At 63.9% G+C, this 23,613-nt stretch carries 22 protein-coding genes and 4 pseudogenes; 12 read left to right on the forward strand and 14 right to left on the reverse strand.

Annotated features, from left to right (window positions below; genetic code table 11):
- Positions 1-155: 155 nt before the first annotated feature.
- Positions 156-698: pseudogene (locus J2739_RS25150) on the reverse strand (SDR family oxidoreductase); the annotation flags it as partial.
- Positions 699-765: 67 nt separating this feature from the next.
- Here J2739_RS25150 and J2739_RS25155 point away from each other — a divergent pair.
- Positions 766-1,044 (forward strand): hypothetical protein, encoded by a 279-nt coding sequence (locus J2739_RS25155; protein ID WP_309906793.1) that lies wholly within the window; start codon positions 766-768, stop codon positions 1,042-1,044.
- On the opposite strand, the pseudogene J2739_RS25160 reads toward J2739_RS25155, so the two are convergent.
- A pseudogene (locus tag J2739_RS25160) lies at positions 1,027-1,797 on the reverse strand (GntR family transcriptional regulator). The gene J2739_RS25155 and the pseudogene J2739_RS25160 overlap by 18 nt on opposite strands.
- A 122-nt stretch (positions 1,798-1,919) precedes the next feature.
- On the opposite strand from J2739_RS25160, the gene J2739_RS25165 reads away from it, so the two are divergent.
- The 3 genes and pseudogenes from J2739_RS25165 to J2739_RS27935 all read left to right on the forward strand — a co-directional run.
- The gene (locus J2739_RS25165; RefSeq protein ID WP_309906795.1) at positions 1,920-2,201 is read left to right on the forward strand and encodes a UxaA family hydrolase; all 282 of its coding nucleotides are present in this window, start codon (positions 1,920-1,922) and stop codon (positions 2,199-2,201) included.
- 52 nt (positions 2,202-2,253) lie between these two features.
- A pseudogene (locus J2739_RS25170) lies at positions 2,254-3,153 on the forward strand (UxaA family hydrolase); the annotation flags it as partial.
- A gap of 337 nt (positions 3,154-3,490) precedes the next feature.
- Positions 3,491-3,544 (forward strand): annotated as a pseudogene (locus J2739_RS27935) (hypothetical protein); the annotation flags it as partial.
- A 205-nt stretch (positions 3,545-3,749) separates the two neighbouring features.
- On the opposite strand, the gene J2739_RS25180 reads toward J2739_RS27935, so the two are convergent.
- From J2739_RS25180 to hglS, 5 genes are all read right to left on the reverse strand, one after another.
- Positions 3,750-4,394, reverse strand: coding sequence for an aspartate/glutamate racemase family protein (locus J2739_RS25180; protein ID WP_309906797.1), 645 nt, complete (start codon positions 4,392-4,394; stop codon positions 3,750-3,752).
- 19 nt (positions 4,395-4,413) lie between these two features.
- Complete coding sequence (locus J2739_RS25185; protein WP_309906883.1) at positions 4,414-4,908, reverse strand: Lrp/AsnC family transcriptional regulator; 495 nt, start codon at positions 4,906-4,908, stop codon at positions 4,414-4,416.
- 74 nt (positions 4,909-4,982) lie between these two features.
- Positions 4,983-6,176, reverse strand: a complete 1,194-nt coding sequence (locus tag J2739_RS25190; protein ID WP_309906799.1) for an aminotransferase-like domain-containing protein — start codon at positions 6,174-6,176, stop codon at positions 4,983-4,985.
- Between the two features lie 9 nt (positions 6,177-6,185).
- Positions 6,186-7,622, reverse strand: coding sequence for an FAD-binding oxidoreductase (locus J2739_RS25195; protein WP_309906801.1), 1,437 nt, complete (start codon positions 7,620-7,622; stop codon positions 6,186-6,188).
- Positions 7,623-7,627: 5 nt separating this feature from the next.
- A complete protein-coding gene (gene hglS, locus J2739_RS25200; protein ID WP_309906803.1) occupies positions 7,628-9,016 on the reverse strand; it encodes a 2-oxoadipate dioxygenase/decarboxylase HglS in 1,389 nt (462 codons plus the stop codon).
- Positions 9,017-9,179: 163 nt separating this feature from the next.
- Here hglS and J2739_RS25205 point away from each other — a divergent pair, with 163 nt between their 5' ends.
- Positions 9,180-10,127, forward strand: a complete 948-nt coding sequence (locus tag J2739_RS25205; RefSeq protein WP_309906805.1) for a LysR family transcriptional regulator — start codon at positions 9,180-9,182, stop codon at positions 10,125-10,127.
- Here J2739_RS25205 and J2739_RS25210 read toward each other — a convergent pair.
- The 4 genes from J2739_RS25210 to J2739_RS25225 form a co-directional block, all read right to left on the reverse strand.
- Positions 10,095-10,511, reverse strand: coding sequence for a GFA family protein (locus J2739_RS25210; protein WP_309906807.1), 417 nt, complete (start codon positions 10,509-10,511; stop codon positions 10,095-10,097). The genes J2739_RS25205 and J2739_RS25210 overlap by 33 nt on opposite strands.
- Complete coding sequence (locus J2739_RS25215) at positions 10,508-11,296, reverse strand: amino acid ABC transporter ATP-binding protein (RefSeq protein ID WP_309906809.1); 789 nt, start codon at positions 11,294-11,296, stop codon at positions 10,508-10,510. Before J2739_RS25215 ends, J2739_RS25210 begins: the two co-directional genes overlap by 4 nt.
- Before the next feature lies 1 nt (position 11,297).
- The gene (locus tag J2739_RS25220; RefSeq protein ID WP_309906885.1) at positions 11,298-12,005 is read right to left on the reverse strand and encodes an amino acid ABC transporter permease; all 708 of its coding nucleotides are present in this window, start codon (positions 12,003-12,005) and stop codon (positions 11,298-11,300) included.
- 106 nt (positions 12,006-12,111) lie between these two features.
- On the reverse strand, positions 12,112-13,041 hold the full coding sequence (locus J2739_RS25225) for a transporter substrate-binding domain-containing protein (RefSeq protein WP_309906811.1): 930 nt from the start codon (positions 13,039-13,041) through the stop codon (positions 12,112-12,114).
- Positions 13,042-13,569: 528 nt separating this feature from the next.
- Between J2739_RS25225 and J2739_RS25230 the strand changes: the two genes are divergently transcribed.
- The 4 genes from J2739_RS25230 (at position 13,570) to J2739_RS25245 (ending at position 19,358) form a co-directional block, all read left to right on the forward strand.
- A complete protein-coding gene (locus J2739_RS25230) occupies positions 13,570-14,706 on the forward strand; it encodes a saccharopine dehydrogenase family protein (RefSeq protein WP_309906814.1) in 1,137 nt (378 codons plus the stop codon).
- Between the two features lie 73 nt (positions 14,707-14,779).
- Positions 14,780-16,531 (forward strand): thiamine pyrophosphate-binding protein, encoded by a 1,752-nt coding sequence (locus tag J2739_RS25235; RefSeq protein WP_309906815.1) that lies wholly within the window; start codon positions 14,780-14,782, stop codon positions 16,529-16,531.
- Positions 16,532-16,584: 53 nt separating this feature from the next.
- Positions 16,585-18,090: an L-piperidine-6-carboxylate dehydrogenase gene (amaB, locus tag J2739_RS25240; RefSeq protein WP_309906818.1), complete on the forward strand. Its 1,506-nt coding sequence runs from the start codon at positions 16,585-16,587 to the stop codon at positions 18,088-18,090.
- 11 nt (positions 18,091-18,101) lie between these two features.
- Positions 18,102-19,358: an NAD(P)/FAD-dependent oxidoreductase gene (locus tag J2739_RS25245; protein WP_309906887.1), complete on the forward strand. Its 1,257-nt coding sequence runs from the start codon at positions 18,102-18,104 to the stop codon at positions 19,356-19,358.
- A 435-nt stretch (positions 19,359-19,793) separates the two neighbouring features.
- Here the strand turns inward: J2739_RS25245 and J2739_RS25250 are convergent, their stop codons facing one another.
- Complete coding sequence (locus J2739_RS25250) at positions 19,794-20,180, reverse strand: type II toxin-antitoxin system VapC family toxin (protein WP_309906819.1); 387 nt, start codon at positions 20,178-20,180, stop codon at positions 19,794-19,796.
- Positions 20,177-20,422, reverse strand: coding sequence for a type II toxin-antitoxin system Phd/YefM family antitoxin (locus J2739_RS25255; protein WP_309906821.1), 246 nt, complete (start codon positions 20,420-20,422; stop codon positions 20,177-20,179). Before J2739_RS25255 ends, J2739_RS25250 begins: the two co-directional genes overlap by 4 nt.
- 448 nt (positions 20,423-20,870) lie before the next feature.
- Here J2739_RS25255 and J2739_RS25260 point away from each other — a divergent pair, with 448 nt between their 5' ends.
- Positions 20,871-21,083, forward strand: a complete 213-nt coding sequence (locus tag J2739_RS25260) for a hypothetical protein (protein ID WP_309906823.1) — start codon at positions 20,871-20,873, stop codon at positions 21,081-21,083.
- Positions 21,084-21,367: 284 nt separating this feature from the next.
- On the opposite strand, the gene J2739_RS25265 is transcribed toward J2739_RS25260, so the two are convergent.
- Positions 21,368-22,498, reverse strand: coding sequence for a tyrosine-type recombinase/integrase (locus J2739_RS25265; protein ID WP_309906825.1), 1,131 nt, complete (start codon positions 22,496-22,498; stop codon positions 21,368-21,370).
- A 17-nt stretch (positions 22,499-22,515) separates the two neighbouring features.
- On the opposite strand from J2739_RS25265, the gene J2739_RS25270 reads away from it, so the two are divergent.
- Together J2739_RS25270 and J2739_RS25275 are read left to right on the forward strand one after the other, a co-directional pair.
- Positions 22,516-22,971: a M20/M25/M40 family metallo-hydrolase gene (locus tag J2739_RS25270; RefSeq protein ID WP_309906827.1), complete on the forward strand. Its 456-nt coding sequence runs from the start codon at positions 22,516-22,518 to the stop codon at positions 22,969-22,971.
- Positions 22,878-23,531 (forward strand): M20 metallopeptidase family protein, encoded by a 654-nt coding sequence (locus J2739_RS25275; protein ID WP_309906829.1) that lies wholly within the window; start codon positions 22,878-22,880, stop codon positions 23,529-23,531. Before J2739_RS25270 ends, J2739_RS25275 begins: the two co-directional genes overlap by 94 nt.
- Positions 23,532-23,613: the final 82 nt, after the last annotated feature.

The following is a 23,613-nucleotide window of genomic DNA, read 5'->3' on the forward strand; positions in this document are numbered from 1 at the left end:
CGCACGGACGTAATAGGGCAAGGCTTTGCCTATGACGGTCATAGGATGACACGTTGACGGACCGTGGTCGCAGAGTGCGATCGATTTGGTGGGGTCATGCCGCCGCCGCTAGCGTTGGGTGGTTCGAAGGGAAAGCCGGATACCAGCGGGCGAACTCATCGCGCAATTGGCCATCGATGAATCGCACCCGCACCCGCACCCGCACCTGCACCCGCACCTGCAGCAGGTGCGCGCTGCGAGGATCCCAGCGCATCTGCTGGGACTTGGACATCCGTTTGTCGATAAGTTGGTTGACCGCCGACTTCACGAAGGCGCAGGAACGCACCCCCGCCGTCACAGGGCACAACCGCGCCTGAGATGTAGGCAGCGCAGGGAGAAGCGAGGAACAGCGACAGGTTCGCGATATCGTCCAGCGAGCCGAAGCGTCGCAGAGGTACCTGCGGGCGCGCGTAATCGCGGTCTTCGGGCGTGCGCGCCATGAGCTTGCGGAAGCCCTCGGTGCCGTCGATCGGGCCCGGCGAGATCGAGTTGAGCCGAACGCCTTCGCCGCCCCACTCCAGCGCGAGCACGCGCATGAACTGGTCGACGCCGGCCTTGGCAGCGCTCGCATGGGCCTGGTAGCGCATGGGCAAGAAGGACGGCGGAGCGGTGATGTTGATCACCGCCGCGCCTGGCTTGCGCAGGTGCAGATGCGCCTGGCCTGGCCGCGCTCCATGCCTGGTCGGCGGACGCTCGGACCTGATGTTCGCCTCCGGCGCGGCCGCCATGCCGCATGTCCAGAGCGGACGGTTGCGCGCGCTGGCGGTCACCGCCACCGAGTCGCTGGAGCGATTCCCCGGCATCCCCGCGTTACCAGTACGGAGAGCTATTCGAAGTTCGACGTTCGGGACTGGATCTGGCACGTCGATGCCGCTTACAGGCGTGAGCGTTCATTCCATTGCTTACCGTCGGACAACCCTCGCGCGAGGTCGTGCCGCGCGGAAGGCGGTGAAGCTTCAAGAGGTCATGGCCGGCGCCAACGGCCGCTCACGCTGGCCTCGATAGCATGTGCACGTACTCGTGCCGTGCCGTATCGATGGTCGATACGCGGTACTCGACCGGCTTGTCGCCGAAGGTCAGCGCAGTCCGGCGCACCACCATCACGGGTGCGCCGGGCGCCACACCGGGCATGCGGGCGACGCCGCGGTCGGCCATCGCGGCGCGCGCATGCTCGCGCGCCCGCGTCACGGTGATCCCGAACTCGGTCTGTTAGAGGTGGTAGATGGTGCTCTTGCGTTCGCGAAAGCGCTTCTCGGTCAGGCCCTTGAAGAGCATCGCCGGCAGCATCAGCCGGTCGTGGATGACCGCCTTGCCCTGCAGCAGCAGGCGGTTGTCGACCTGGATCGCCGGCTCGCCCGCCTTCAGGCCCAGCGCCTGCGCCGGCTCCTCCTCCATGCGAACGCGCTCGAAGGCCACCAGCTCGACCTGCGGCGCCTGGCGCAACCCGTCGCTGCGCTCGACATGAAAGAACTGGAACATGAAGCGGTCCGCGTTGTGCACCGCGACGAAGGTGCCGCGCCCCTGCCGCCGCACCAGGATGTGCTCGGCCACCAGTTCGTCCGTCGCGTGGCGCAGCGTGCCGACGGAGACGCCGAGCGCACCGGCCAGCTGGGCCTCGCTCGGCAAGGTGGCGCCCGCCGGGTACTGCCCCGACTCGATCGCGCGCAGCATTGCGCTCTTGACCAGGCGGTAGAGCGGCGCCTCGGCCGCATCGGCTGCGATCGGCTGCAATGCGGCGACGGAGCGGACTTGCTTCATCGCCGCATTGTCGCTGCCGGCCCAGCACTCATCCAACTCATATAGATGACCTGTTTGACACTCGGAAACGTGCAAGCCGACACTGCCCTCATCGCAACTTCAGAGAAGCAGGAGACAGACAGATGATTCATTTCGTTCTGCACGACGCCAAGGACACGGTGGCGGTCGTGGTGGTCGAGGACGTCAAGGCCGGCATGTCGCTTAGCGGCTGGATCATGGACGAGGACAGGATGACCAGCGTAGACGCCAGGCAGGACATTCCGATCGGCCACAAGGTAGCGCTGAAGGACATGAACCCCGGCGACACGGTGTGGAAGTACGGCATCGACATGGGCAAGGTCGTGGCGCCGATCAGGGCCGGCGAGCATGCCCACGTCCAGAACATCAAGACCAAGCGCTGGTAAGCGCGCCCGTCCCTCGCATCCACACACCCACGAACCGGAAAGCAATCCCACCATGTCCGTCATTTCCAAAGACACCACCTTCCTCGGCTACCGGCGCGAGAACGGCCGCGTCGGCGTGCACAATCATGTCGTCATCCTGCCGCTGGACGACCTGTCCAACGCCGCGGCCGAGGCCGTCGCGCACAACATCAAGGGCGCGCTCGCAATCCCCCATCCCTACGGCCGGCTGCAGTTCGGCGCCGACCTCGAACTCCACTTCCGCACGCTGATCGGCGCGGGCTGCAACCCGAACGTGGCGGCGGTTGTCGTCATCGGCATCGAGGACGGCTGGACGCAGAAGGTGGTGGACGGCATCGCGACCACCGGCAAGCCGGTCGTCGGCTTCGGCATCGAGGGCCACGGCGACCACGACACCATCCTGCGCGCCAGCCGCGCCGCGCGCGAGTTCGTGCAGATGGCGAGCGAGAAGCAGCGCGAGCCCTGCGCCATCCACGAGCTGTGGGTCTCCACCAAGTGCGGCGAGAGCGACACCACCTCCGGCTGCGGCTCGAACCCGACGGTGGGCAATGCCTTCGACAAGCTCTACGAGACCGGCAACACGCTGGTGTTCGGCGAGACCTCCGAGATCACCAGCGGCGAGCGCATCGTGGCCGAACGCTGCCGCACGCCGGAGGTGAAGGAGCGCTTCATGTTCAACCGCTACCAGGACATGATCAACCGCCACAAGACCAGCGACCTCTCCGATTCCCAGCCAATCAAGGGCAACATCGCCGGCGGCCTGACGACCATCGAGGAGAAGGCGCTGGGCAACATCCAGAAGATCGGCAAGAAGTGCCTGGTCGATGGCGTGCTCGACAAGGCCGAGACGCCCACCGGCCCGGGCCTGTGGTTCATGGATTCGTCGAGCGCCGCGGCCGAGATGGTGACGCTGTGCGCGGCCTCGGGCTACGCGCGCCTTCGGTGGCGAGAAAGACACGGGCGGCGGCCGGGAGTCGGGGTCGGATGCCTGGAGGGCCTACATGCGCCGCGCGACGAACACCATCAACTACTCACGGTCGCTGCCGCTGGCGCAAGGCGTCAAATTCGATGTCTGAGGTTCAAGGATCATGAGCTACCAGTTGTTGATCGTCTCCGCCACGGCGGCCCCGAAACAGCCTTTTTCCGGATCGACAAAGAACTGCTGACCGTGGCCAGAGTCCACGAGAGCGAGCGGTCCAGCACCGACATCGCTGTCTTTCGTCCAAGGCGGCAGCGCCGGCCTGCATCGGCATCTTCACGACGAGATCATCATCTTTCTCAGCGGCAGGGCCGTATTTCAGATCGGCGATCAGGTCAGAGACGTGTCGGCGAACGACGTCATCAGTGTTCCTGTCGGAGTGATACATTCACCGCACGCTTACTCCGCAGCGGCACCAACTCGCCGCGCGGGTACGAGCCTTCGTGGACTTCCTGGCACGTTCGTTCACGCAACAAGCGGCTTCGGCGAGAACGTAGGCCATCGCCCGCTGCATGTCGCGCCGGATATCAAGACAGAGCCACCCCGACCGACTACGACGATGCGAGCAAAGTCGTCCACTGCGCGACCACTAGGGTTTCGATGTCATGCACGCAGCGCCCCGTCGCTCGCGCTACGGCATCGCGGTAGGGCGGCATGTTCGTGCACTCGAGCACGATGTCTTCGACCGATGGAAACAGGTTTACAAGGCGACGTGCGGCGTCGACCACGTTCCTGCCGGCTTCGATGAGGTCCAGCTGCTCTTCGTTGTTGAGGATGCGCCGGTGGAACTCGCATCCAGGCTGCACGCCTTGCACGGGCGTCTTCTCGGCAACCCCGGCCGCCTTGAGGATGCTGGAGGTCAATGAATTCGAATCAAACGTGACGATGCCGGGGCGAGCGAAGTCCTTGCATTGCAGCAAGCTCGATGTGACGACCGGAACTGGAACGGCTTTGGCGAGCGTGTCCTGGTAGGCGGCCAGGAAACCACAGCTGGTCGTGACCATCGCGGCGCCCTCCTCGACCAGCCTCGAAGCGGCGTCCACGAACGGCTGCAGCAGCGCCGCATCAGCCTCCTTCACGATGCGGTGGGGCGACGCGCCCTCGACAACGTGGAAGCGGACCGGGATGCCATTTCGGCGGAAGGTCTCGGGATTTCCGATATCGCCCGGCGGTCGCGGGAACCGCGTGTCGAGCATCAGAACACCCAGGAAGCGCTCAGGGGTTGGAGGCATGTTCTTTGTTGGGATGGCTATTCGCTTTGGAGACGGTGCTGCGACGATCGATCTTCCGGCTGAGCACGATGGAGGTCTGGGTCTGATTGATGCCGTCGATCTGACCCAGCTGGTCGAGCAGCTTGTCCAACTGTTCGGGTGTGTCGCACCGCAGGAGGACCATGTAGTCGAACTGGCCGCTCACGGCCCAGACCTCCTCCACTTCGGGCAGCCGCTCGAGCGCCCTGATGACCGCAGGGGCGCCCTTGGCGTTGACGCAGAGCCCGCAGAACGCCCGAACCGCAGCTTGTTCAAGTCGCTGGCCGAGGCGAACCCCATAGCCCGAGACGACGCCCTCGCGTTCCAGTCGGGCGATTCGCGCGACCACCGTCGTCCTGGCGATCTTCAGCTTTCGCGCCAGGTTGGCCGCCGGCTCGCGTGCATTGGCCTGTAGCAAGCTCAGAAGATGGCGATCAAGGTCATCAAGTCTTAAGTCCATGGGCAGCATCAAGAATTCTTCGATTGTGGCGCGGCGCTTGAAGTGCCCCTGCGTGAATAAATTACCAGGGCTTTCTACAGAGCGCGCAGAGCTTCCTCAAGCCGCGACACCCCCGTTGCGATGCCCGCCTCGTCCTGGCTGGCGAACGAGAGCCGAAAGGTCGAATGGTCCGCGTCCTGCGCATAGAAGGCGGATCCCGGCACAAACAGCACGCTGCGTTCGATGGCCGCCTTGAGCCATTCGGCCGTATCGACCCCGGGCGCACGCCCCCAGACGAACATGCCGCCGCCCGGCGCGGTGAACTCGATGCGCTTGCCCAACTGCAGGCTTAAGGCGCGCGCCAGTGCCTTGGCGCGCTTGCCGTAGGTGGCGCGCAACCGGGGCAGGTTCTCGGAGAAGAGGCCCTGGGCCAGGTACGCCGCCGCGGCCGCCTGCGTCAGCGTCGACGCGTGCATGTCGTCGGTCTGCTTGGCGAGCACGCACGCGCGCCGCAGCTCTGCCGGCCCCAGCATCCAGCCGAGCCGCAGACCCGGCGCGAGCGTCTTCGAGAGGCTCGACAGGTAGGCCACCACGCGTTCGGCGCCATCCACCGTATTCCGCATCGAATAGATGGACGGCGGGGGAGCCTGGTCGAACCAGAGGTCGCCATAGGGGTCGTCCTCGATCACGAGGCATTGATGCCGAACCGCCAGTTTCAGCAGTTCGCGCCGCCGGCCCTCGCTGAGGGTGCGTCCGCTCGGATTGCCGAAGGTGGGTACGGTGTAGAGGACCTTGGGCTTCAGCCGGATCAGCGCCCGTTCCAGATCCTCGAGGACAAGTCCCTCGTCATCGGTGGCGACCTGATGGATGGCGGCGCCCGCGAAGCGAAAGGCGGAGATCGCGGCCGGGTACGTGGGCGCCTCGACCAGGACGGTGTCGCCCTGGGACAGAAGCGTCCGCGCCAGCAAGTCAATCCCTTGCTGCGAGCCGCTCAAGGTCAGGACTTCACCGGGCTCCACGGCGTTGCCGCGCGAACTGGACAGCCGCGCCAGTTCCGTGCGCAGGGCGATGGCGCCCTCGGTGCCGCCGTATTCGAGCGCGCTTGCGAATGCAGTCCCGCTCAGGCTGCTGAAGATCTTCTGCAATCCGCCGGAATCCATCAGTTCGGGCGCTGGGTATCCTCCGGCCAGCGAGATCATCCCCGGTAGTTCCGTGAAGCGCTTCAACTCGCGTATTGGCGACCCCGGCGCATTGGCGTAGCGATCATTGACGAATGAGGTGTGGGTCATTTGCTTCCTTCAGTCGAGCCGAACATTCCCGAGCTGGCCGTAAGGATCCAGCTGAACATGAAGAGCGCCGGCCAGTGCGCGGGTCGGCTGATCCGTAAAGCGCCGGTAAAAGGCCTGGTTGTAGGGACCGATTCCATGCTCGGCGCTAAAACTTCCGTCGAACTCCTCGACGACAGCCTGGTACAGCTTCGCTCGGAGCTCAGCGATGGCATCGACGCGGGTCCCCGGAGGTACGACGATGTTGAGATGCATCCCGCCGTCGCCCAGGTGGCCGAAGTCGCACACAAGAGCAGATGCAACTTCCGCGGCGATCAACTCGATGGCGCGCGCGCGAAATGCGGCAAAGCGCGAGCGACTGACAGCCACATCGAAGGCGACGAGCTTCCCGAGGGCCTGCACCGATTCACTGATGGCATGGCGGATCCGCCATAGACGCTCCGGCTTATCCACCACGGCGTCCAAGATCATGGCGCGCTCGACCTGAGCCTCGAGCCAGCCCAACAGTATGGATTCGAGATCAAGCCCCGCGGCCTTCGATACCGCGCTCGAGACCTCCAGCAGGACCGCATATGGCGGCGCGTTCTGGAAAGGGGGCGCAACGCTCGGAAGATGCTTCACGGCCGCATTCAGAGCATTGCCAGACATGCCTTCGAACGCGCTCACGAACTCGCCAAGTGCACCCTCGAAGGAGCAAAGCAACTCCATGGCCATCTCTGCCGACTCCACCGCAGCCAGTGCAGTGGCGGTTTGCCGCTGAACAGGGTGAAGCTTCAGCGTCGCATGCGTTACGACGCCGAAGGCACCAAAGGTGCCCGTCATCAGCTGAGTCCAATCGAGACCGATATTGTTCTTGCGCAATCCATGCGTCGATCCGACGCGTGCGCCCGGCGGATTCGCGAGAACTCCGGCGACGGCCAGCACGTTCTCGCGAACGCCGCCATAGCGGATCAGCCTCGAACCCCCGGTATTGGTGGCCACCATCCCTCCAATGGATGGATCCGCGCCAAGATCAATCGGGAAGGTCAGACCGTGCTCTGCGGCGGCTCGATTGACATCCGACAGTCGGTACCCGGCAGCCACGATGGCACTTCGATTGACGGGGTCGATCTCCAATCTGTTCCGCAGGCGCTGTGTGGACACCACCCATTGCGTACCGCGGTCGCTCGGCGTGGCCGCTCCGACGAGTCCGGTGGCAGCGCCCTGGACAACGAAGGAAGCATCAGCACCAACGAGTTCCTGAACTACCCATGCCAGTTCTTCGGTGCTTGCCGGCCGCACCACGGCACGCGCGACGCCCCGCCCGTGTCGAGCGGAGGCTTCAAATGGCGCCTTGTCGCTTGCGTCCGTCAGAAGTCCCTGCACGCCCAATCGGCCGACCAGCCTGCCGATGAGGCCATGGTCGGGCGCTTGCGCCGCAACGGAAGAACGATGGATTTCCGAGCTCATGGCGTTCAGTTCGACGCCGTGAACTGCACGTGGGCCAGTTCGCGCTTGCACTCTTCGAGTGAGGCTGCCTGCGCCGCCTCGTACAGGGCGAACTCGTTCATGACGCTCGTGCCTAACGCGGCTTCGAAGGCCTTTCGGTTACCGCCGACGTTGTAGTGCGCGGCGCCCTCCGACCCCAGGTTGGAGCGGAAGATGCCTGCCGCGCTGACAGGGAGGAAGTCCTCGTACACGAGGGGCTCTGCTCGCACGAGGCCCCGGTCCAGGAGCTCGTCGACGCTGGCGTCTGCCGATACCGGCCTCGGATGGCCCGGGCGCCGTCGGTCGACCGAATAACGAAAATAGGCAAGTCCTTGCCGCTGCAGCGCCCGTGCATCATCCGGGAAGGCTTCGAAGGCGCGCGCCAGAGCCGATGCCTTCGACTCTGCATCGCGCGCGGCCTCCCAAGCAGCTTTCAGAAGATCGTCGTAAAGCGCACGCCCTTTGGGCGTGAGCGCGCAGCCGCGCTGTTCGATCTCGCCGAACCGGGCTGTGTGAGTCCCGTCTACGGCTTGCGCGGCCTGGAAGCGGATGGGCTCCTCCAGGGCGAGAAAACTCGTTTGGCGCAACAGGATCGGGCACTTTCGTTTCGGCGGCCCCTCGATCGCGTCCTTCGCACGGATGCCCCTCCCCAGCATTGCCGCCTGGGCCTGGTCGATGTCGAGCACGCGAGGAGTCAGATGGTTGATATGGGGCCCCTTGAAGCAAACTACATCGGCGATGAGCGGATGCGAAGCTCTCAGCTGCCGATAAGTCTCGATATCGACGGTCGCCTCGCTGTGCCAGCGAAACGCTTGGAGCGCCTGAGCGACGAACTCTTGCGCGAGCTGATCGGACAGACCGCCGTCGCGCTCTGCGCGGCCAATGAGTTCGAGGCATCGGGGTGTGAAGATGCTGCGCTCGGCGAGGATCTTCGCGGCACGCTGGCGCAGCGCGGCGTCGTCGATCAGCTCAAGACGCAAGAGCGACGTGAACACACGGAACGGGTTTCGCTTGAGCGAAGACTCGTCGACAGGTCGGAAGGCTGTCGCATGCACAGGAACTCCGGCCTCTGACAGGTCGTAGTAGCCGACCGCCCGCATGCCCATGACGGCGAACAAGCGGCGCATGACCGCGAGCTCATCGGCGGTTCCGAGACGGATGGCACCGTGACGCTCAACGTCCAGGCGATCGAGTTGGCCGGCCTCACGCAGGCCGTCGGCCAGTCCTTTGCTCTCGAGCAAGACCTTCGCATTGATGTCGGCAACGAGATCGAGCAGAGCGCCGTACTGTGGCACCTCGGCCTTGTACATGCCGGACAGTGCCCGAGAGAACAATCCACGGACGTCGTCCGGCTCAACAAAAGCGTTCGTCTTCATGGGCTTCGTGTGCAAGATTTCGGAGGGGTAACTATCGTCAAGCACGCGAACGATTGATAGCGATAAGTTGGAACAGTTTCATGTCAAAATGGAATCAACTCGGCTCAGCTGCCGGCAGCTCCGTCTCGACGGCCGCTCTTCGACATATTGCGTATAGGTCATCATGTTCAGACGAGAATTTCTGCCCTCCGTGGGCCAGCTCATGGCCTTCGAAAGCGCGGCACGCCATGCGAGCGTTTCGCGTGCGGCGCTGGAAATCCATCTCACGCAGAGTGCAATCTCGCGACAGATCAAGCTGTTGGAGGAGCAACTCGGGACAGCACTTTTCCATCGCGTGCGTCAGCGCGTCGTCCTGACGGATGCGGGCCGCGTCTATGCGGCGGAGCTGCGCGCAGGCCTGGATACACTGTCGAACGCCACCCAGCGCGTGATGACCATGGGCGGCATTGGCGAGGTTCTCAATCTGGCCGTACTGCCGACCTTCGGAACGCGATGGCTCATTCCCAGAATGAGGCGCTTCGCCGCGCTGCAGCCCGGCGTCACGGTCAATTTCGCGTCAAGAACGGAACCCTTCGATTTCGCGCGGGAGCCGTTCGATGCGGCCATCCACTTTGGCGCCGACTTCTGGCCTGGCGCCTCCTGCGACTACTTGCTGGGCGAAAGCGTCGTTCCTGTATGCAGCCCTGAGTTCAAGCGCCGCAGCGGCATTCACACGCGAGAAGATCTTGCGCGCCAGTGCCTCCTTCATCAATCGTCGCGGCCCATGCAGTGGGCGGAATGGTTCGAGCAGGTCAAGATCGCGGCGCCGCACGCCATGCGCGGTCCGCGCTTCGAGCAGTTCGCAATGCTCGCGGAAGCTGCGGCGAATGGACTCGGGGTGGCGTTGGTACCCAAGTTTCTGGTCGAGGAAGAACTTGCATCCGATCGATTGATCGTCCTGTTCCGCGAGGCGCTGATCACCCAGCGGGCCTACTACGTCGTCGTTCCGGAGACTGGCGCGGAGAATCGCCTGGTGCAGTCATTTCGGGATTGGCTAGTGGGCGAGGCGGCCGCGGCGCGGCCGCGCGGGCAGACGAAATCACGCGAGCCAGCTGCGGCCGTCGTACGCTGAAACCTCGATGGCGGGGATCATCATTGCAACCTCGTCGACACAGTTCAGGTTCACGTTCACCTGCTCAGGCGCCGAACGCGGGTTGCAGTGCGTGTGGATGCCGCAGTGTCGACAGAAGTAGTGATTGGCGCGTAGCGTACCGAAGCGATACACGGACAGCTCGTCTGCTCCCGACTTCAGAATGAAGAACTCCGCCTTGACTCGGTGATGCAATGAAGCCTTGCGCACGCAATAGCTGCAGTTGCAGCGCACACCCCTGACGAGATCAGAAGAGAAATCGAAGCGGACCGCGCCACAGTGGCATTGTCCTGAGTGCCAGGCAAGGCGCGGGCTGTCGTCGCACCCGCTTGGCATTGCGCTGCGGACTTCGGCCCCCACGCTCATGCCAGCGCAGCGCTGGCAGACTCCGACGCCTTGAATCGCCCGAGAAAGGCGCGCGTCGATTCCTGCCGCGGGTTATCGATCACGACGCTCGGCGGGCCGCATTCCGCGACAACGCCGTCGCGCATGAAGATCACCTGATCGGCGACCTCTCGCGCGAAACCGATCTCGTGCGTCACCAGGATCATCGTCATGCCTTCCTTGGCCAGCGCCTTGATGACGTTCAGGACCTCCCCGACCAGTTCCGGATCCAAAGCCGAGGTGGCCTCATCGAACAGCATGACCGTCGGCTTCATGGCGAGGGCTCGGGCGATCGCGACGCGCTGCTTCTGTCCGCCGGAAAGCTTGTCCGGGTAGTAGTCAGCCCGGTCCAGCAAGCCCACCTTCGCGAGCAAGGCACGCGCCTCCGCATCAGCTTGCGCCTTAGGCGTCTTCAGGACGGTGACTGGGCCTTCCATGACATTCTGGAGAGCCGTCATGTGCGGAAACAGGTTGAAGTGCTGGAACACCATTCCGGTGGACGCCCTGAAGCGCGCGAGCTTGCGCTCGTTGGGCAGCGTCGTGTGCGCACCGTTGAACTCGATCGTCTGCTCGCCCACGGTGATGCGACCACCGTTGGGGACCGAGAGGAGGTTGATGCAGCGCAGAAGCGTCGACTTGCCGGACCCGGACGGTCCGATCATCGCGACGACTTGGCCACGCTCGATCGTGAGCGAGATGTCCTTCAGGACCACGTTCTGTCCAAAGGCCTTCTTCAGATTGGAGATTTCGATCAAGGGACGGGACACTTCAAACCTCCTTCGGGCCAGCGCCGAATTCCATGCGCTTGGCCCAGATCGTGATGGGCAACAGCACCGCGAAGTACGTGATCGCGATGAAGGTGTAGATCTCCAAAGGACGGTAGGTGTCGTGCGCAATCACCTGACCTTGATACAGCAGGTCGGGGACGGCCAGTACGGAAAGCAGCGAAGTGTTCTTCAGCTGCATGATGGATTGGTTCATCAGCGGCGGGACCATCTTCTTGAACGCCTGCGGCAGGATGACGCGCCGCAGCAGCTGCAGGCGGGTCATGCCGAGCGCCTTCGCTGCCTCCGTTTGTCCGGCGTCGATCGAGATGATCCCTCCGCGAACGATCTCCGAATAGAAGGCGCCGCCATAGAGTGTCAGGCAGAGCGTGGCGGCCACCATGGCAGACATCTCGATGCCGGTCAGAACAGGTAAGGCGTAGTAGAACCAGACCAGCTGAACGAGCACGGGCGTGCAGCGGAACACCTCGATGTAGGCGCGCAGCGGCGCGGTCAGCAAGGGACTGCTGGAGAGCCGGCCCAGGCCGGTCACCAAGCCAACCAACAGCCCCAGGATGACGCAGACCACTGTGAAGATCAGCGTGTAAATCAAGCCGCTAAGCAACAAGCCGCGGTACTTCCACAACACGGCGAAGTCCCAGTCATACCCCGCGGCCCCGACGACCTGGCCACCGCCGGAGAAGTGCTTCATGGCCGCCCAGATGCCAGCAAGGGCGAGAAGCACCAGGAGCGCTATGCCGAGTTGAGAACGGCTCTTCGGCTCGTTCGAGGCGTCCGCGTAGTCCATGCGTGTTTCCTCAGAACTTGATTTCGGGCGGGAATGCGCTTGCTGGAACGCCTGCGAGCTTCTCCATGTTCCTGAGGATCACGCCGCGGACTTCACCCTTCGCGCGGACCTCGGTCAACCAGGCGTTCACTGCCTTTTGCATGCCGGGATCCGACTCCTTGCGCAGCCCAATGCTCACCGGCGCCGTGTAGACGGGCTGCGGGATGTACATGGTGCCGATGGAAGCTCTCTTTGCGAGCAGCGGCTGCGCCAGCAGGATCACGAGAATCTGGCAATCGGAGCGCCCCGCTTGCAAGGACATCGTGGCGGCGCCCGAATTTTCCAGGCGTGTGACCTCCGCCTTGGGCAGCACGCGCGTGGCCAATTGGTCATGACTCGAGCCCACGTCCACGACGATCTTGGTCTCGGGCGTGTTCAGCTGCTCCCAGGTTTTCTGCGGAATGCCCTTCTTGCATACCACGGTGTATGTGTTGTCAAAGAGCGTTTCGGAGAAATTCACGACCTCCTTGCGTGCCGGCGTCGGTGCCATGCCGAACATCGCGTCAATCTTGTTGGATTGCAGGTCGAGCACAGCGTTGCCCCAGGTGGTTTCGACGTACTCCACCTTCGCACCCAACTTCTGCGCCAGGCTTTCGGCGAAGTCGGGTCCGAAACCTTCCCACTTGCCGCTGCTGATGTCCTTGGCGAAGTACGGAATGGCGCCGGCAACCGCACCGACGCGCAGGATCTTGGTTCGCTGCACCCTTGCGAGCGAGCTTTCCGCTTCTTGCGCGGAAGCTGCACCGAAGGCGCAGACGGTGGTCACGGCCACGAGGGCGCTGAAAAAATTTCGTTTGGTAAACACGGTATCTCCAAGCAAGAAGCTCGCCATTGAAATAAAGGAAAGAACGCTTTCCAGCCCCGGGGCAAGTCTAGAAGTCAGTGCTGTCACAAACAACATGGCACATCGTCTATACGGCGAAAATCTATCGTCATATCGACAGCGTTCTAGGCGAAATGTATGCTATCTCGCCTTGCTGCCGTTCCTGCTTGGTGCAGCCCAGGAAGCGGCGCACACGTCGACTTCAGACCGAAAGCTCATAGCCTCGGCAATCTTGCGTGCGGGATGCGGGTGCAAAGGAGACGCTGCGATGCGTGTCGCACCCGTTTGCGGGCGCCCGGGTGAGCATCGCAACTGCAACGCGTCCGGCCCATCGGGACAAACGCGAGGTGAGTGCTGCGCGCTCAAAACCTCATCAGTCGCGCCGATCGCATGGCGATTTCAAAAGCGGCCCAATTTCGACGTTTCGTGATGCGCGCGCGACAGCGACGCAGTGCCGGGGCGCCGCCGTGTCCGGCCGCAAGTTGACGAAGGCCTTCGTCAGATCGACAAGGCAGCTCACCCTTTCGACGATCTGCTCTCTACCATCTGTCAGGACTCGCTTCTACATTTTCATTCGACGGGCACACATGCTCGCTGGAGAATGAAATGACAAAGCTGCAGATCGACAACGTTCTGGTTCTGGGTGCTGGCAAGGTGGGCAGCACCGTGGCGGACATGATTGCGGAGTACCACCGCTTGCCGGTCACGCTTGCCGATATGAAGCCGAGTCGCGGCGTTGAGAGCGACACGTTGGTGCGCCGAATCGCGCTCGACGTTGAGAGCACGAAGGATCTGGGTACGGCGCTCTCCGCGCATTCGGTCGTGATCAATTGCCTGCCCTTCTACCTCGCCCAACGCGTGGCCACCGAGGCTGCAACGCGCGGTGTCCACTACTTCGATCTCACCGAAGACGTGGCTGCGACGAAGGCCATCCGAGAGATCTCGAAGGACGCGACTTCGGTCCTCATGCCGCAGAGCGGCCTGGCGCCCGGCGTGATCGGCATGCTAGGAGGATACCTGGCCAGCCGCTTCGATGAGCTCTACGACCTGCGCCTGCGCGTCGGTGCGCTCACGCGCAATGCAACGAACAGCCTGCGCTACAACTTCACGTGGAGCATCGATGGCGTCATCAACGAGTACTGCAACCCATGCGATGCCATTGTCAACGGACAGCTCGTGTCGGTGCAACCGATGGAAGGACACGAGACCTTCACGCTCGACGCTGAGGCGTTCGAAGCCTTCAACACGTCGGGCGGCCTGGGTACGCTGTGCGAGACCCTGAAGGGGAAGGTCAGAAATCTCGACTACAAGACCATTCGCTATCCGGGGCACCGTGCCGCGATGGACTTCCTCTTGCACGACCTGCGCCTGATTGAGCGCCGCGATCTGCTGCGCCAAGTGCTCGAGCACGCAGTCCCGCACAGCCGTGAAGACGTCGTGATCCTGTTTGCGTCGGCGTCCGGCCTGCGCGATGGCCGCTTCGAACAGGAAACGCGTGTCGGACGCGTGTTCGGCGCTGCGTTGCGCGGAAAGGACCGCACTGCCATCGAACTCACCACCGCCGCCGGCGTCGTTGGCGTGTTCGAGTTGCTGCAACAGGGAAAGCTTCCCGCGCGCGGCTTCGTCGGCCAGGAGCAGGCCCCTCTCGAACAGTTCCTCGCGACCCAAGTTGGTCACTACTACAAGGGCCTCGGCGTCTCCTCTGCCGCCAGAGCGGCCACAGGCGAACCCGCGCACGCCTGAACAGTTCTTCGGCGATGCCGGGATCGCGCCGGCACCGCCGCCCTCTTTCGCAATCCCAAAATGGAGCTTTCCTATGCGTGGTGCAGATGTGCTCGTGCAAATGTTGATCAACTACGGCGTCGACGTCCTCTTCGGCGTCCCGGGCGACACGAACGTCCCCTTCTATGAGGCGCTCCAGCGCCGCGCGGGCGATATCGAACACGTGATGGCGCGCGACGAGCGTTCCGCGGGCTACATGGCCGACGCCTATGCGCGCCTGACCGACAAGCCCGGCATCTTCGAATGCCCGTCCGGCGCCGGTGCGATGTACTCGCTGCCGCCGGTCGCCGAGTCGAATGCATCCTCGGTGCCCGTCATTCTTCTGACGATCGACCTGCCGCTGCCGGGCGAAGGCCGGGGCATGATCACCGAGCTCGATTGCGCGAAGCTGTTCGAACCGGTGACGAAGATGTCGGTGCAGATCAAGTCGGCGGACAAGCTCCCGGAGATCATCCGGCGCGCATTCCGGGTCGCTTGTTCCGGCACCCCCGGCGCCGTGCACCTGCAGATCCCTGAAGACATGCTCCTCGCCGACATCGATCCAAGCACCATCTCCCTTCACGCCGAGCCGGAGTGCAAGACCTTCCCTGCATTTCCGATGGCACCCGCTCCCGGAAAACTGGACGAACTGTTCGGCCTGTTGAAGGCCGCGCGCAGGCCGCTGTTCGTTGCGGGCGGAGGCGTGAACCGTTCCTGTGCCGGCAGCGCGCTCACCGAGGTCGCAGTCAGGCTGAACGTTCCCGTCGTCAACACCATCACGGGTCAGGGCGCCTTGCCTGACGATCATGTTCTGGCCATCGGCGTCATCGGCGATAACGGCTTTCATCCGCACGCCAACCGCGCCCTCGAAGAGTCCGACCTGGTCATCTTTGTGGGCTCGCGCATGGGCTCCGTGGTCACGGTGGGATGGACCTTCCCGAAGTCGACGCTGAACAAGCGGGTCGTGCAGATCGACATCAACCCCGAGCGTCTCGCGAACAACTACGAGAACCTGCTGTCGATCGCCGGCGATGCCCAGCTCGTCCTGCAGCAACTCTTGAGAGAGACCCTCGTTGACTTCGACACGTCGAAGCATCAGGAGTGGGTCGACCATCTGAACGAATACCGCTCGAACTTCTGGGACCATGCCGAGTCGGTGCTGTCCCTGGACGATGTTCCGCTGCGCCCCGAGCGCGTCGTTCGCGAGTTCAGCAACCGCCTGGAGAAATACGGCAAGGCTGTGCACATCCTCTCAGACGCCGGAACGCCGACCCCTTACATGACCCGCTTCCTGCGCATCGGCGATCGCCGCACCCGTTTCGTGATTCCCCGCGCATTCGGTGGGCTGGGTTCGGCCATCCCGGCGGTGATCGGTGCCTGGTGCGCGGACAAGAATAGGCGGCCGATCGGCATGTTCGGCGACGGGTCCTTCAACATGGCCGTAGGCGAACTCGAAACGTTGGTGCGCAAGAAGGTCCCCGCTCTCATGATGCTTTTCAACAACGGGTGCTTCGGCTGGATCAAGGGGCTTCATCGCCTGAAGGGCCACGACGAGTGCTTCGGCGTCGACTTCCTGCCCCCGCGCGGCCAAGCGATCGCCGAAGCCTTTGACATCAAGGCCTGGACCGTGACGACACCCGACGAGCTGATTGCCGCGCTGGACCAAGCTTTCGAATACGACGGTCCTTGCCTCATGGACATACGCGTGGAGTCGCTTGCCGACCGTGTGCCGCCGGTCTATTCGTGGCTCACTAAGAAGGGCCTCGATCCCCTGGCGCTGCAGCCCGAGGACGTTGCCTACCTTTAAACTTTCGGATGGGCCTGACGGCCCGCCCAGATGCCATCGAATCAAGGAAACCCATGAGTGAACTGTCGTCCGCTTTCCAACGCTGCGGCATCGAGCCGGGTGAGCATCAAGGCGGCTCGCTGGCCGTGCGCTCTCCCGTCGACGGCGCCGAGCTGGCCCGACTGCACGAGACGCCTGCGTCGCAGGTGAACGAGATCATCTCCAGGTCCAAGGCCGCTTTCCTGAAGTGGCGCAACGTGCCGGCCCCCGTGCGCGGCGAGCTGGTGCGCCTGTGGGGCGAGGAGCTGCGCCAAGCCAAGCAGGATATCGGCTACATCGTCTCGATCGAGGTCGGAAAGATCATCGAAGAAGGTCTCGGCGAGGTCCAGGAAGGCGTCGACATCTGCGAGTTCGCGCTGGGCCAATCTCGACAGTTGTGCGGCAAGACCATCGTGTCCGAGCGGCCTGGTCACCGGATCATGGAGCAATATCACCCCCTAGGTCCGGTGGCCATCATCACTGCGTTCAACTTCCCGAGCGCGGTGTTCGCGTGGAATGCGGCGCTCGCGCTGGTGTGTGGTGACCCCGTGATCTTCAAGCCGTCGGAGAAGGCGCCGCTGTCAGGCATCGCCACATTCAAGGCGCTCGAGCGCGCGATCGCCCGCTTTGGCGACAAGGCGCCTGAAGGACTGGCCCAGATCGTGATCGGAAAGGCGCCACTGGCCGAAGCCCTGGTCGACAGCTCGTCGATTCCGCTCGTCTCGGCGACCGGATCCACGCGCATGGGTCGTGCCGTCGGTCCGAAGGTCGCCAGCCGGTTTGGCAAGCGCATCCTTGAACTTGGCGGCAACAACGCCATGGTCGTCACGCCCGCGGCAGACCTTGACATGGCGTTGCGTGCCATCCTGTTCGGCGCTGTCGGCACCGCGGGCCAACGCTGCACATCGCTGCGCCGCCTGATCGTGCATCGCGCCGTCAAGGACGAGCTCCTGCAGAAATTGCTGAAAGCCTACTCGACCCTGCGCATCGGGAATCCCTTGACATCCGGCACCCTGGTCGGCCCGCTGATCGATGAAGATGCTTACGACGCCATGCAGAAGTCGATCAGGGCCGCCCAGGAACAAGGCGGCAAGGTGTTGATTGGCGGAGAGCGCGCGCTCGAAGCGGAGTTTCCGAAAGGGTTCTACGTGCATCCGGCCATCGTCGAGATGCCAGAGCAGACTGCCATCGTGCGTCATGAGACGTTCGCGCCCCTGCTCTATGTGCTGACCTACGACGACTTCGACAACGCGATCGAAGTGCACAACGACGTGCCGCAAGGCCTGTCGTCATGCATCTTCTCGAACGACATGCGCGAGGTCGAGACCTTCATCTCCGCCGCCGGGTCGGACTGCGGGATGGCCAACGTCAACATCGGGCCGAGTGGCGCGGAGATCGGCGGGGCCTTCGGAGGCGAGAAGGAGACCGGAGGCGACCGCGAGAGCGGCTCTGACGCATGGAAGCAGTACATGCGCCGCACCACGAACACGATCAACTATTCGAGGGAGCTCCCCCTGGCTCAGGGCATCACCTTCGTTTGATCCTGCGCCGGATGCACAACACTGTTGCGGTTCTGGGCGCCGGGATCATTGGCGTGTCGTGTGCGCTCGAGCTGCAGCGGCGGGGCCACGACGTCACGGTCTTCGATCGCTTGGCGCCGGGTCAGGAGACCTCTTACGGAAACGCCGGCGTCATCGCGCGCAGCTCGTTGATGCCCTTCAACAATCCCGGGCTGTGGGCGGCGCTTCCGAAGCTGCTGAAAAACGATTCGGCGAGTTTCCGCTACGACCCGCTGTTTCTGGCGAGGAATCTGCCCTGGGCGCTGGGCTTTCTCTCCCGCGCGCGGACCGGCAGTTTCCAAGAGACCACCGCGGCGCTCGACGCGTTGATCCGACTCTCGACGAAGGAACATCAACGGTTGCTGGTCGAGGCAGGCATCGCGCATCGGCTCCGCACCAACGGCTGGCTGTTCCTCTATCGCAGCGAACAAGGCTTCGCCGGCAGCCAGCTTTCTCGCGACACCTTCGACAAGTTCGGGATCTCGACACAAACGCTCGATGCGCATGCGCTGTCGCAGCTCGAGCCCGATCTGAAGCCTCTGTTCCCTCGCGCGCTCTGGATCAAGGACACGTTCTCCGTGGACAGCCCAGGCCGGGTGGTGGAAGCATACGCAAAGCTGTTCGTCTCCCGCGGAGGACGAATCAAGCAAGCGCTCATCGGCGGAATTGGCCGCCCGCGTACGGACGACGCCTGGCAGATCGCCGAGGAGAGCGGATTCGTCCATCAGGCTTCGCGGGTTGTGCTCGCATTGGGGCCGTGGACCAAGGAGTTCGCCAAAAAGTCGCTCGGCCTGTCGGTGCCGATGGCATTCGAGCGCGGTTATCACATGCACTATCGCGCGGCCGGCAGCGCCGCTCTGAGGCGTCCGATCTACGACACCGGCGGAGGTTATGTGCTGTCTCCCATGGAGCATGGCTTGCGCTTGTCCACCGGCGTGCAGCTCGCCGCGCGCGGTGCGCCCAAGGACCTGGTCCAACTCGAACTCGCCGAGCGCTCTGCACGGGAAGCCTTTCCCTTGGACAGCCGGTTAGATGCGGAAGCCTGGCTTGGAAGCCGGCCCACCCTTCCTGACAGCCGGCCGATCATCGGCGAATGCCCTCGGCATCCTGGCCTATGGCTCGCGTTCGGCCACCAGCACATCGGCTTCAGCACCGGCCCTGGCACCGCCTCCCTGTTGGCATCCATGATGGCCGGGGAAGCCTGTGCCTTCGACCCGACGCCGTTCCGTCCTTCTCGTTTCATCTGCTAGCGACCGACCGAGGTACCGTAGCTCGAGAACCTGCGGCGCATTGGTGGAGAGAGCGTGAAGTCATATCTCTATACGCTCGCTCACTCCAAAACGAACCAGGCCGGCGCCGAGCGTCCGGAGGATGTGAAGCCGCTGGTGGGCAGCGCGGCTCTGGCCGCGGTGTTCTGCGTGGACGGCCATGACGGGGCATCAGAGCGTGGCGACGGTGGGTATTTCCGAGCGGAGAGTGCGCTCGAAAGGATCGGTTACTTTGGATCTTTCAATTTCATCGACCCGACGCCGACCACACCGGAGGAGTTCTCCGTCACTCTCCTGCAGGACACACCAAAGTGCAGAACTGGAGCAAACCGATCAAGATCCGTCGGGATTTCGCTCGACGGTCGTCGGTGTCCAGCGGTTTCCGACTTTCTCCACTCCGCTGAAACCAATTCTTACTCATACCTTGCGGATAGGACCTGGATAGAGTGCGACGTTCGCATCGGCGGTCAAGAACGTCATGCCTTCAGTGGTGGCCTGAGCGACCAGCAGGCGGTCGAACGGGTCTTTATGGATGGGCGGCAAAGCTTGAATGGCCAGAGCATGTTCGCCAGTGATCGCCAGTTCAGCATATCCGTTATCCAGCAAGCCGCGCCGCAAGAGATGCGCATCGACTTGAAAATCGGGCCGCTCCAATCCACGCTTGATAACGATCTCCCATATGCTCGCCACACTGAAGAAGAGATGGTTGTCGGGCGACTCGATCGCTTTGCGCGTCGAGGCCGAAAGCCGCTTCGGAGTGCCCGCAGCCCATAGCAGCAGGTGCGTATCCAGAAGCAGTCTCATGGCGTGATGCCGAACAGCTGTTCAATCTCGGCCGAACCCATGGTGTCGAAGTCGTCCGGCACCTGCACCTGGCCGGCAAGAAACCCAAGCCGCTTGGGCGGCGAAGGGGCCGGCGCATCGAGCGGCACGACCTTGACCATTGGTTTGCCCGCCTTGGCGATCACGAAAGACTCACCCCGCGCCGCGCGCTCGACGATGCGTGACAGGTGCGTCTTGGCTTCATGGATATTGATCGTCTGCATGACAGATGTTGCGTTGGCGCTTTGGACTAAGGCCAGTTAGTTTAGTCGATCTGGGATCCTGGCGGGACACCATCTTTGGGGCGGATCTCGGCCGGCGGCGAATTCGACCAATTGCCTAAGGCCACAGCGCCAGTTCCTCCAGCGCGAGCCCCGTCAGTCTTTGGCAGGGGGATGGCGCGACGGCACAACCAGGTAGCGTTCCATGCCGTAAGCCTTGGGCGAAACGACCGACAATGGACATAGAACGCTTGCTCATCGAGCCCGTCCGATCCATGGCGATCCCGAACTGAGCGACCTGCTGAAGCCCGAGGCGGTCCTGGGTGGTCAACCAGGGCGAGAGCGCCTCGCCGCAGGCGATCTACCGCGCGGCGGCGGACCGCTCGGCCTGGTACACCGCGATCTGCGCGCTCTTCGACCAGCACGACCTGCGGGCCCTGCCGAGCGCGCGGTGTTCCCCTTCGACGCGGAGCTCACCTCGCCGCAGCAGGTCCGCGGCCGCCGCACGGACACCTACAACCGCTGGATGGAGGTCGTCTTCGGCGCGACGATGGCGGCCCTGCCGGCGATCCGCGTGCCGGCGGGCTTCGACGCGCGGGGGCGCCGATGGGCCTGCAGATCATCGGCCGGCCCCATGCCGATCGCGTGCCGCTCCCTGGCCTGATCGGCGACGACGCGTGTCAGGAAGACGCCAATGGCGTCCGACCCGGTTGATGGCCATAGCGTTCCTTGCCCAGATCGGTGAGATACGCCGGTATCGCACACCCGCACGATGCGCCCTTCCCACTCCCGCAGCGCATGCGCCCCATGCGTGTGAGAGCACTTCGCCGAGTCGCTCTCCGTTACCGCGGGTGCAATGCTGTCCAAATCCACAGCCTCAACGGCTGCGGCGCCATCCATGCCCTGCAGCCAATGTGCGCTGGCCCTCCAGAGATTTGCGAGGTTCCCTCAGGAACCGGTGTTGCCCTCGCTCGGCGCGACGGCCTTTTTCGCCTCACTGCGCGGGACGCCCCAGAACCCCCGCATCGCCTTCTTCCTCTCGTCGGTCGTGAAGTACATCGACGTCGTGCCGATCGACACATGCCCCAGGTTGTTCTGCACCACCTCGATCGACACGGGGGTCTGCCCTTCCCTGCCCTGCAGCGCGTGCGAGCCATGCGTGTGCCTGAGCCAGTGCGTGCTGGCCTTTCGCAGCTGCTGCGCGTCCACGCCCTCGAGGCGGGCGGCGGCCTGCGCGAGGAAGGCCTTGATCGCCTGGTACAGCCCCGACGCCGACCACCCCGGCGGCCGTTCGAGCGCCGAATCGAAGCGCGCCATCACGGGGACGCCCTGGTTGCTGATGGCACCGACCTGTCGCTCGAAGCCATGGCGCGCCAGCTCGTCGCCCAATTCCTCGACCAGCTCCGCCGGCACCGGCACCTCCCGGCTGCGGCCGCCCCTGCCGGTCACAGACAGCAGCCAGCCGCTCGCCATCGTTCCATCGGCCGTCTTGTATGCGACCTGCTTCAGGTCCTCGCATCGGACGCTCGTGATTTCTGCAACGCGCAGCCCGGTCGCGTAGAGCCAGCGCATGCCGCGCCGAAGCCGCCGCCCCGGTTCCGTGTCGGCATGGTCCTGCAGCAAGGTGTCGATGTGGTCCCATTGCGCAAAGGTCAGGGTGCGGCTTGAGCCCAATGGCCGCCGCGGATCCGGCGGCAATGCGACGGCTGCGAACGGACTGCCCATCACATAGCGCTGGCGCATCAGGAAAGCAAACAAGCTCTTCAGGATAATCAGCGACTGCCGCAGCGCAACCGGCGTCAGCGGCCCTTCGAGCGGCCGCCACATCGGCGACCAGCGCTGGTGATGCCGGGGTCCGCACCAGGCCGGGGGCGGATCCACGAGGAAGCCCTGGTACGCGGCGGCGTCTTCCGCTGCCAGCGAAGAGAGCGCCTTCTTGCGCTCCAGGATCGACCAGAGCAGAAGACGTTCGGCTTCCTTGCGGTACGAGCGCTGGGTCGACGACAGGTTGCCGGCAACGCTGTCCGGACTCTTGGAGGCGAGCCAGGCGCCGATGGCCTGGTGATCGTTCGTCGCCATCAAGAGGCAATTTTCTTGTGGACGCGCTGCCAGTGGAGGAGCGCAACGACCTTCCCTTCAAGTCCACCGCCAAGGCCGATTGGCTTGGCAAGGAGGTCCCGGTCTCGCACGCCTGCGGCCACGACACCCACGTTGCGATGCTGCTGGGCGCCGCGCAGGCGCTCTCGGACATGCGCGCCGAGCTGCCCGGCACTGTGGTCTTCCTGTTCCAGCCGGCCGAGGAACAGGGTCCGGGGCCGATCCCGAGCGGCGCACCGGCGATGGTGCAGGCCGGCGTGCTGGACAACCCGAGGGTAGATGTGGTGATGGGCCAGCACATCAATGCCGGCGGTCCACTGGGCATCGGCTACCGGCGCGGCAGCCTGATGGCCAGCGGGACGTGTTCAGGATCTCGCTCAGGGGCCAGGGCGGCCACGGCTCCTCGCCCTGGGCCGCGAAGGAACCGACGGTGGCCGCGGCCGAGATCGTGCTAGCGTTGCAGAACATCGTGAGCCATCGCATCGACCCGCTCGACGGCCCCACCGTGGTCACCGTCGGCATGCTGCAGAGCGGCAACCGTGTGAACATCCTGCCAGAGACAGCGGAGATCGCCGGCACGGTGCGCTCGCTGTCGGCCAGAAACCAGAAGGTGGCGCACGAGAACATTCGCCTGAAGGCGCAGAAGATTGCCGAGCAGCACGGCCTCACGGCCAAGGTAGACATCGACACCGGCTACGAGGTGCTGGTGAGCGACCCCGGCGCCACTCAGTTAGTGGTGAAGGGACTCGAGGCGGCCGCCGCCCCCGGCCTGCAGGCGCGCGAAGTGGGGCCTCGCATGGGCTCGGAGGACTTCGGCTCCTTCGGCAAGAACCGACCGGTGGTGTTCTGGAATCTGAATGCCTCGCCCTTCGGCGACAAGCCCGGCGCGCCCAATCATTCTCCCGAATTCGTCATCGATGAAAGGGCGTTGCGCATTGGCCTGCGTGTCCTGGTGGGCAGCGCGCTGGCTTACATGACGGCGCGACCAAACGGGGAAGTAACGGCTTCGCGCTAGAGACACGAATACGATGCATCGCCCCGCAGGGACGGTGGCAACGACCTTGTGGTAGTCCCAGGCGCGCTTGGATTCGGCCGGC

The organism is Variovorax soli, from assembly GCF_031454625.1.
Taxonomy (GTDB): Bacteria; Pseudomonadota; Gammaproteobacteria; order Burkholderiales; family Burkholderiaceae_C; genus Variovorax; species Variovorax soli_A.

Excerpts from the sequence above, each read along its gene's own strand:
- J2739_RS25155 (WP_309906793.1), top strand. The coding sequence starts at position 766 with ATGCCGCATGTCCAGAGCGGACGGTTGCGCGCGCTGGCGGTCACCGCC.
- J2739_RS25165 (WP_309906795.1), top strand. The coding sequence starts at position 1,920 with ATGATTCATTTCGTTCTGCACGACGCCAAGGACACGGTGGCGGTCGTG.
- J2739_RS25180 (WP_309906797.1), bottom strand. The coding sequence starts at position 4,394 with ATGCTCGACACGCGGTTCCCGCGACCGCCGGGCGATATCGGAAATCCC.
- J2739_RS25185 (WP_309906883.1), bottom strand. The coding sequence starts at position 4,908 with ATGGACTTAAGACTTGATGACCTTGATCGCCATCTTCTGAGCTTGCTA.
- J2739_RS25190 (WP_309906799.1), bottom strand. The coding sequence starts at position 6,176 with ATGACCCACACCTCATTCGTCAATGATCGCTACGCCAATGCGCCGGGG.
- J2739_RS25195 (WP_309906801.1), bottom strand. The coding sequence starts at position 7,622 with ATGAGCTCGGAAATCCATCGTTCTTCCGTTGCGGCGCAAGCGCCCGAC.
- hglS (WP_309906803.1), bottom strand. The coding sequence starts at position 9,016 with ATGAAGACGAACGCTTTTGTTGAGCCGGACGACGTCCGTGGATTGTTC.
- J2739_RS25205 (WP_309906805.1), top strand. The coding sequence starts at position 9,180 with ATGTTCAGACGAGAATTTCTGCCCTCCGTGGGCCAGCTCATGGCCTTC.
- J2739_RS25210 (WP_309906807.1), bottom strand. The coding sequence starts at position 10,511 with ATGAGCGTGGGGGCCGAAGTCCGCAGCGCAATGCCAAGCGGGTGCGAC.
- J2739_RS25220 (WP_309906885.1), bottom strand. The coding sequence starts at position 12,005 with ATGAAGCACTTCTCCGGCGGTGGCCAGGTCGTCGGGGCCGCGGGGTAT.
- J2739_RS25225 (WP_309906811.1), bottom strand. The coding sequence starts at position 13,041 with ATGTTGTTTGTGACAGCACTGACTTCTAGACTTGCCCCGGGGCTGGAA.
- J2739_RS25230 (WP_309906814.1), top strand. The coding sequence starts at position 13,570 with ATGACAAAGCTGCAGATCGACAACGTTCTGGTTCTGGGTGCTGGCAAG.
- J2739_RS25235 (WP_309906815.1), top strand. The coding sequence starts at position 14,780 with ATGCGTGGTGCAGATGTGCTCGTGCAAATGTTGATCAACTACGGCGTC.
- amaB (WP_309906818.1), top strand. The coding sequence starts at position 16,585 with ATGAGTGAACTGTCGTCCGCTTTCCAACGCTGCGGCATCGAGCCGGGT.
- J2739_RS25245 (WP_309906887.1), top strand. The coding sequence starts at position 18,102 with ATGCACAACACTGTTGCGGTTCTGGGCGCCGGGATCATTGGCGTGTCG.
- J2739_RS25250 (WP_309906819.1), bottom strand. The coding sequence starts at position 20,180 with ATGAGACTGCTTCTGGATACGCACCTGCTGCTATGGGCTGCGGGCACT.
- J2739_RS25255 (WP_309906821.1), bottom strand. The coding sequence starts at position 20,422 with ATGCAGACGATCAATATCCATGAAGCCAAGACGCACCTGTCACGCATC.
- J2739_RS25265 (WP_309906825.1), bottom strand. The coding sequence starts at position 22,498 with ATGGCGACGAACGATCACCAGGCCATCGGCGCCTGGCTCGCCTCCAAG.